General features: G+C 70.3%; 6 protein-coding genes. 2 read left to right on the top strand and 4 right to left on the bottom strand.

The features are described from left to right. Together VH112_13115 and VH112_13110 are read left to right on the top strand one after the other, a co-directional pair. The coding region (locus VH112_13115; protein ID HEX4541174.1) for a hypothetical protein at positions 1 to 156 on the top strand (156 nt) is incomplete at its 5' end. A 48-nt stretch (positions 157 to 204) separates the two neighbouring features. Further along, a complete protein-coding gene (locus VH112_13110) occupies positions 205 to 840 on the top strand; it encodes a hypothetical protein (GenBank protein HEX4541173.1) in 636 nt (211 codons plus the stop codon). A gap of 22 nt (positions 841 to 862) precedes the next feature. Here the strand turns inward: VH112_13110 and VH112_13105 are convergent, their stop codons facing one another. The 4 genes from VH112_13105 to VH112_13090 all read right to left on the bottom strand — a co-directional run. Further along, complete coding sequence (locus tag VH112_13105) at positions 863 to 1,573, bottom strand: GAF and ANTAR domain-containing protein (protein ID HEX4541172.1); 711 nt, start codon at positions 1,571 to 1,573, stop codon at positions 863 to 865. 375 nt (positions 1,574 to 1,948) lie between these two features. Beyond that, entirely contained in the window at positions 1,949 to 2,344 is a 396-nt protein-coding gene (locus VH112_13100) for a hypothetical protein (protein ID HEX4541171.1), read from the bottom strand. Between the two features lie 128 nt (positions 2,345 to 2,472). Next, positions 2,473 to 2,631: a hypothetical protein gene (locus VH112_13095; protein HEX4541170.1), complete on the bottom strand. Its 159-nt coding sequence runs from the start codon at positions 2,629 to 2,631 to the stop codon at positions 2,473 to 2,475. Beyond that, a partial coding sequence (locus tag VH112_13090) for a hypothetical protein (GenBank protein ID HEX4541169.1) occupies positions 2,621 to 3,106 on the bottom strand: 486 nt, incomplete at its 5' end. The genes VH112_13095 and VH112_13090, both read right to left, overlap by 11 nt.

Genomic DNA, 3,106 nt, shown 5'->3' with positions numbered 1-3,106 from the left:
TACGACCCCGTCTACGGGGCCCGACCCCTCCGCCGCCTCATCCAGCGCGAGATCGGCGACCGCCTGGCTCTGGGCCTGCTCGAGGGCCGCTACGACGAGGGGCAGACGGTGGTGGTCGACGTCCAGGGCGACGAGCTCGTGCTCACCAAGCGATGAACAACGTGCCGTGACTCACAAGCGACCAGCAGAGAAGGGACGATCGCCGTGGCCATCACCCCGATAGAGGCGCGCTGTCGTGCGTGCCAGAACGAGCTCCTGCTCGCCGAGATCGCGGAGCTCGGCACGGGCGAGTGCCCACGTTGCCGGCGACCGCTCAGTCCCGATTGGACACCCCTGCTGCTTGAGGAGACCCGCCAGGTCGACCGGCTGCAAGAGCGGTTCGTCGGCTCGCTCCACCGCCTCTCGAACATCCCTGGCAACCTCGAGCTCATCCCCAACTCAGTGCTCCGCAACCTTTTCGAGGAGGTCGGCTGGGACAAGGTCCTGGCCGCCGACCCCGACCTGCTGCGGGGGCAGATCGACCTCTTGCGCGACGAGGTCGAAGCATGGACCGAGCTCACTCCCCAAGACGGTCGCCGACGCGCCGACAGCATCGGCAGAGCCCTCCAGGTCCTGGCCAGGCGGCTGCGGGCCGCGGCTGATGCTCGACACGAGGACGAGCTGGCGGGACGGGCGCCTGCTACGGACGCCGCTGACGAGGCTCGGGAGGCGGCGGGGCGCCTGGATCGCACGGCTCGAGAGCTCGTGTCCGGCGGCGGCGACGCTGGCGAGGTCCACCGACAGCTCGATGCCGCCGAGGCGACGATCCCTCAGGAAGCCTCCATCCGCGACGCCACCTGATCGTCGGCTGTCGACGGATTGGTCAACGATTGTGCGGTGATCCACGCTCGTGGCGCGACCTCGGCGTCGACTCGGTCACGCCGCTGGCGACGTCTCGCAGCTTTCTGTGCGTCATCTGTGATTCGTGACGCAGCCGGTCGAACGCCCCGTCGTCGCCGCACCCATGACGCTCCATCAGGATGCCCTTCGCTCGCCCGATGAGATCCCGGCTGGCGAGGGCGTTACCCAGGTGCTGGTTGACCAGGTCGGTGGTCGTGAAGGCAATGGCGTTGGCCACCACCACCGCAGCGCGGTGGGCGAAGCGGGTGGCCTCTGCCCGCGTGTGATCGTCGAAGCCCTGGCGAGAGAACAGACCCAGCGAGCCGATCACCCGGTCCGATGCGCGGAGGGGAAGAGCGAGCACCGCCCCATACCCGCGCTCGGTGGCCAGCGCAGCGAACTCGGGCCACCGGCTGCGAGTGGCAGGCACGGCCGCATCGACGACCTCTGCGTCTGTCATGGCGACGAAGCCGGGCCCCCGCCGTAACCGGCACTGCACGTCATCGAGCTCCTGGCAGTCGTCGGACACCCCAACGCTCTCCAAGCCAGACGTCCGCAGCACCATGACGTCCGTGGCGTCGGCCCGAGGAAGGGCCGCGGTCGCCAGGCACACGACAAGCCGGAGGACGGCCTCCAGACTCTCCTCGTCGAATCGCAACGATGCCAGCCGACCGAAGGCCTCCGGTAGTCCCATCGTCCGACCATTGCCGTTCCCCGCCGTCCCCGGATCTGCCCAGGTCCGATTCTTGCCGCCACGACCGGCCGCCCCAACCGACTGGCTCTCGTTCAGCAAGATCGCTCCTACTCCCGCCGTTGACATCGACAACGGCTCGGGCGGCCACTGCCGTCCCTACCCATTCGTGGCGGTCATGACTCCCCCACCGTGAGCCACGGCGCCCGCGCCGCTGCGTCCGTGAGAAGTTCCGTTCGAGGTCGGACCCTCTCGCGCTGGCGCCCCTCCACGCGGGAGGGCTCCTGACCAGCGCTTTGTTGGTGGCTGGGGCATCCCGCCATCTCGGCTGTGGGGGAATGGTCATTGTCATGTCGCATCTTCCTTGTTGGTGACCGTCTACTGCCTTGACCGAGTGGCAGCGCCACGCATCAGCTCTCCTCCGACGACAGCGAGGACCACGGCGCCGGCGCACTCGACGGCCAGCGACAGGCCGGCGAAGGGGGCCGACAGGGTGTCGGTGAAGCCGAACAGCCCGACGTAGACGCTGAGCAGGAGCCCGCCGATGGTGGCGACCATGAACCCGGCGGCCGCCACGACCGCCGCCAGCCGCCGCCAGGCCACGAGCACCACGGCCAGGGCTGCGCCGGCGATGCCCTGGAACAGGAACAGCGGACCGATGGTGGGTATGGTCCGGTAGCCGCTGGCCCACAGGTGCAGGTGGATGGCGCCGGTGGTGGCCACCAGCGCGGCCCCGACGACCAGGGCCAAGGTGGTCAGGACCCGCCGCGTCATCGACCCTTGCGGTCCGGCGACGGCCAAGCCGAGCATTCGCCGGGCGGTGGCGCCTCGGTACCCCGGCGGCTGTGTCGTGGGGGGACCGCTGCGGCGGCGATCCCCTAGGAATCCGGTCGTTTGCATGGTCACTGCCTTTCTCGAGGAGGACGCAGGCGCCCCCTGGTGCGATCCGGGTGGACGGTGGTGACTCGGGCCACGACGAGCTGGCGCCGCTTGCTGGCCCAGGCCGTGGCCGCGGCCAGGAAGACGGCCGCAGCGGCGAACAACAGCGGGCTAGTAGCCACCGGCGCCGCCTGAGCTCGACGTGGAGCCGCTCGAGGGCTGGGCCGTGACCTGGTTGCCGGCAGAAGTCAGCGCGAACCAGCTGGCACCGAAGGCGTTCACGCCCTGGCCGTTGGTGTTGCCCGCCTTCTGGTCGCCGGAGAAGAGGTAGACGGGGTGGCCGTTGTAGGTGACCTGGGTCCCGCCGTCGGAACGGGCCGAGGTCCCGAGCAGGGCGGCGTTGGCCCCACTGCCGGCGGTGGGCTGGCCGGTGGCCATGACCGGAGGCCAGGCCGTGGCGCAGGCCCCGGTGCAGGAGCTGGTGGTGCCCGAGTCCTTCTGGAACAGATAGAGGGTGCGGCCCTGGGAGTCGACCAGGACCTGGCCCAGGCCGGTGTTGGCCACCCCGACGGTGGCCGGTGCTCCGGTGGTGGACTTGGGGGTCGTCGGCGAGGCGCTGGCACCTCCGCCGCCGCTGCCACAGGCGGCTGCGGCCAG

This window comes from Acidimicrobiales bacterium (genome assembly GCA_036270875.1).
Lineage (GTDB): Bacteria > Actinomycetota > Acidimicrobiia > Acidimicrobiales > AC-9 > AC-9.
This window is presented reverse-complemented; position numbering and strand designations above follow the sequence as displayed.

Coding starts and splice junctions, on each gene's coding strand:
- VH112_13105 (HEX4541172.1), bottom strand. CDS start 1,573: ATGGGACTACCGGAGGCCTTCGGTCGGCTGGCATCGTTGCGATTCGAC.
- VH112_13100 (HEX4541171.1), bottom strand. CDS start 2,344: ATGACGCGGCGGGTCCTGACCACCTTGGCCCTGGTCGTCGGGGCCGCG.